This window comes from Streptomyces sp. SID4985, assembly GCF_009863025.1.
Lineage (GTDB): Bacteria > Actinomycetota > Actinomycetes > Streptomycetales > Streptomycetaceae > Streptomyces.
The window spans coordinates 1-3,229 of the sequence record NZ_WWIR01000013.1 but is presented as its reverse complement, the minus strand read 5'-3'; the positions used below and the strand labels follow the sequence as shown (position 1 = coordinate 3,229).

The 3,229-nt window shown below is 69.0% G+C and carries 6 protein-coding genes; all 6 read right to left on the bottom strand.

The window, feature by feature from the left end; genetic code table 11:
• Positions 1 to 33: 33 nt before the first annotated feature.
• Positions 34 to 690 carry an OmpA family protein gene (locus tag GTW40_RS00595; RefSeq protein ID WP_161178161.1) on the bottom strand — a complete coding sequence of 219 codons (657 nt, stop codon included), beginning with the start codon at positions 688 to 690 and terminating at the stop codon, positions 34 to 36.
• Positions 690 to 1,265 (bottom strand): hypothetical protein, encoded by a 576-nt coding sequence (locus GTW40_RS00590; protein WP_161178160.1) that lies wholly within the window; start codon positions 1,263 to 1,265, stop codon positions 690 to 692. Before GTW40_RS00590 ends, GTW40_RS00595 begins: the two co-directional genes overlap by 1 nt.
• Positions 1,266 to 1,300: 35 nt before the next feature.
• Complete coding sequence (locus GTW40_RS00585) at positions 1,301 to 1,885, bottom strand: pilus assembly protein TadG-related protein (protein ID WP_161178159.1); 585 nt, start codon at positions 1,883 to 1,885, stop codon at positions 1,301 to 1,303.
• Positions 1,882 to 2,067 (bottom strand): hypothetical protein, encoded by a 186-nt coding sequence (locus tag GTW40_RS00580; RefSeq protein WP_161178158.1) that lies wholly within the window; start codon positions 2,065 to 2,067, stop codon positions 1,882 to 1,884. Before GTW40_RS00580 ends, GTW40_RS00585 begins: the two co-directional genes overlap by 4 nt.
• A gap of 113 nt (positions 2,068 to 2,180) precedes the next feature.
• On the bottom strand, positions 2,181 to 2,939 hold the full coding sequence (locus tag GTW40_RS00575; RefSeq protein WP_161178157.1) for a response regulator transcription factor: 759 nt from the start codon (positions 2,937 to 2,939) through the stop codon (positions 2,181 to 2,183).
• A partial coding sequence (locus GTW40_RS00570; protein WP_237525256.1) for an ATP-binding protein occupies positions 2,939 to 3,229 on the bottom strand: 291 nt, incomplete at its 5' end. The genes GTW40_RS00575 and GTW40_RS00570, both read right to left, overlap by 1 nt.

Here is a 3,229-nt window from a genome sequence, read left to right as displayed (position 1 = left end):
GGGTGGGCGTACGGGTGTCGGTGGCGGCGGGCCCTACTGACCGGTCTGACCGTCCTGGCCGGTGCGCGGGAAGCTGACCTCGACGCGGCGGTTCTTCTTCCGTCCCGCTTCCGTGGAGTTGTCGGCGATGGGGTACTGCTCGCCGTAGCCGCGCACCTCGAACGTCACGTCCGGGTCGTTGAGGTCCTGGTCGAGTACGGCCTGTACGGCGTTGGCGCGCTGCTTGGACAGTACGTCGCCGTGTGCGGACGTGCCGAGGTCGTCGGTGAACCCGAACACCCTGACCCGCGTCGCGTTCTGCTTCTTGATCTCCCCGGCGATGGCCGCGATACGCGCCCGCGCGTCCGCCCCGAGCTTGGCGCTGTCCTTCCCGAACAGCACCTCCGCCTGCAACGCGAACGTCACATCCGCGTTCGTGTCCTCCCGCCGCTCGTCCCCACTCTGATCCTCCACCACCGACTTGATGTCCAACACCTTCGGCTCCGCCAACGTCCCGCCCTCCGGGAGCTTCAGGTCCGGGTCGGTGGGGTCGACTTTCACGGGGGCGGTGGCCGAGGGTTCCGTGCCGGGGGGTTCGCTGGGGGTGGTGTCGTCGGCGTGGGCGGTTGTCTGGGGGGTGGCGAGGAGGAGGGCGGTGAGGAGGGCGACGGGGAGGGCTCGGCGGGGGGTGGTGGTCACGGGGGGCCTCATCAGGAGATTTTGATGGGGGCGCTGGAGAAAGTGGGCAGTTGGAGGGTCAGCTCCGCCGCGCCTGAGGGCGGCGCCGGGAACTGCATGAAGACGGGAATGTTCTGGCCCGACTGGATCGTCGTCAGGCCCGTGGTCGTCAGGGGACGCCCCTCCGTATCGCGCAGAACGTAGTAGCGCTTCTTTCCCTGCGAGTCGACGAGGGTGGCGCCGCCGAGCGATGTGCCGTGCTGCACGATCTCGGTCTCGTCGCCACGCAGCCCGGAAGGGATCACGAGCGACCGGCTTCCGTCGTTCTTGAAGTTCCCGTTCACCGTGACGAAACCGCCTGAGTCCCGCTGGGCAGACGTGATCTGAAGGAGCAGGCCGTCCTGTCCCTTGAGTTCGGCCAGCGGCGCCTGCGACGCGCGTTCCTGGGGGCTAGGCCGGGACGCGCCGCCCTTGGAAGCCGAAGCACGGGAGTCCGGCTTCTTCTCGTCTCCGCCGCCCCCGCAGGAAGCCGCGCCGAGGACCAGACCGGTCGCAGCGGCCAACGCGGCGATCCCCCTCCCCGCCCTGGCAGTGAACCCACCGTTCATCGCACCGCTTCCTTCGTTCCTAGTCGTCTCGTCCGTCAGTCGGCCAAGTGGACGTCGAAGAGGTCTTCGGGCTTGGGAAGGCTTTCCTCGTCGTCCGGGTCCGGGTCCCAGTCCTTCCCGTCACATCTGAGGCGCGGCAGGGCATCGCCGTCTGCGGGAAGTCTGAAAGTGCACCGAGAATCGATCACAGCGGTGGCGGAAGCCGTCGCCTTGAGATTTTCCGTTCCGGGCACGATGGAGTCGCCGACCGTCTTGTTGGTCGTGACCTCGACCGTGTAGCGCAGGGGCGGCCAATCGCAGTTCTCGACCCGTGCGTCGTTCTGAGCGGCCAGGTCGGCCGCGCGCCCGCACGGATCGTCGACATCCACGCCCCCGGAGAAGATCTTCGGCCATTGGGTGGGATCGAGCAGGTCGTCCGCCCACGCACCCGCCAGTTGGTCACGTACGTCCTGTGCGGCCGCCAAGGCCGCAGCGTCCGCGGCCGTCTGGGCGCCGGACCGGTTCACCGCGGCCTGACCGACGGCGAGGTACGCGAGCGCAAGAAAGAGCAGGCCCGCCACCACCGTGATGTAGATGGGAAAGGCCTGCCCGGTGTCGCCGCGACGGAAAGGAAGGTTCACACGATCCTGTTGATCTGCGCCATGATCTTGTCGAGGATCGCGGATCCGATACTGGTGCCCGTCACCGCCAGCACAATCGCCACCACCACCGCGATGATCCCCAGATACTCCACCGCCGTCTGACCCTTGTCGTCCACGCGGCGCTGCACCGCGGTCACCAGTTTCAGGATCGGATCGCTCATGACGGTTCCCTCCGGCTCGGACTCCGATCCGCTCACCGTAGGGCGGGAGGGAGGGTAGGGCGGAGGGCCCGGGGGCCCATAACCGGGCCCAGTTCGCACGGCGACGTCGCATGTCAGTTCACCCCCAGCCACACCGCCACGGCCCGCCCCCGGCTGGTGGCGTGGAGTTTGGCGAAGATGTGGTTGATGTGGTTCTTGACCGTCTTCTCGGTGATGAAGCAGGCGGCGGCGATCTGCTGGTTGGTCAGGCCGGACGCGACGAGGTCCATGATCTCCGCCTCTCGGGTGCTCAGTTGAAAGCGCGACCGGAAAGACTGTCCCACAGGGGATTGCAGTCGCGAAAGGCTTTTGGGAGACAACTCAACTGCAGGGGAAAGATTTTCCGCACCGGCGTGTGCATTCGCATCGGAATCCACGCCAGGCAGCAACGCCCGCGCCGCCCCCGGTGTCACATGCGGCCGCCCCTCGCTGACATCCCGCACGGCCCGTACCAACTGCTCCGCCGTGAACTCCCCGTGCACCAGATAGCCCCCCGCCCCCAGCCGCATCGCCTCCCGCACGGTCTCCGTCTCGTGGCTGTAGGTCAGCATCATGACGGGGGCGAGCCGGACCAGGTGCGGTAATGCGGGGATTCCGCCGACGCCGGGCATGCGGACGTCGAGGAGGACCACGTCGGGCCGGTGCCGCAACGCCGCCTCGTACGCCTCGCGCCCGTCCGCCGCCTCCGCGACGACCGTGGTGTCGGGGCGGCCGGAGAGCAACGCGGTGAGCCCCGCGCGGATCACGGGATTGTCGTCGGCGATCAGCAGGCGGAGGCAGGAGGGCGGGGCGGGGGCCGGGAAGTCCTCGTACGACGGTGTGCGTGGGCGCATCAGGCGGTCCTCTCCGTCGTCGGCGGCAGGGGTACGTCCACCCGCACCTCCGTGCCGCCGTTCTCACCCCGGACCACCACGGCACGGCCCCCCGCCGCCTCCGCCCGCTCCGTCATGCCGAGGAGGCCGAAGTGGCCGTTGCCGCGCAGCTGTTCGAGGGTGGTGCCGGGGGGCAGGCCCCGGCCGTCGTCGCGCACGGTCAGGTGGAGCCGGTCGGCGTGTACGGCGGCCGTCACCTCGACGTGGGTCGCGTGGGCGTGGCGGTGGACGTTGTCCAGGGCCTCGGTGGT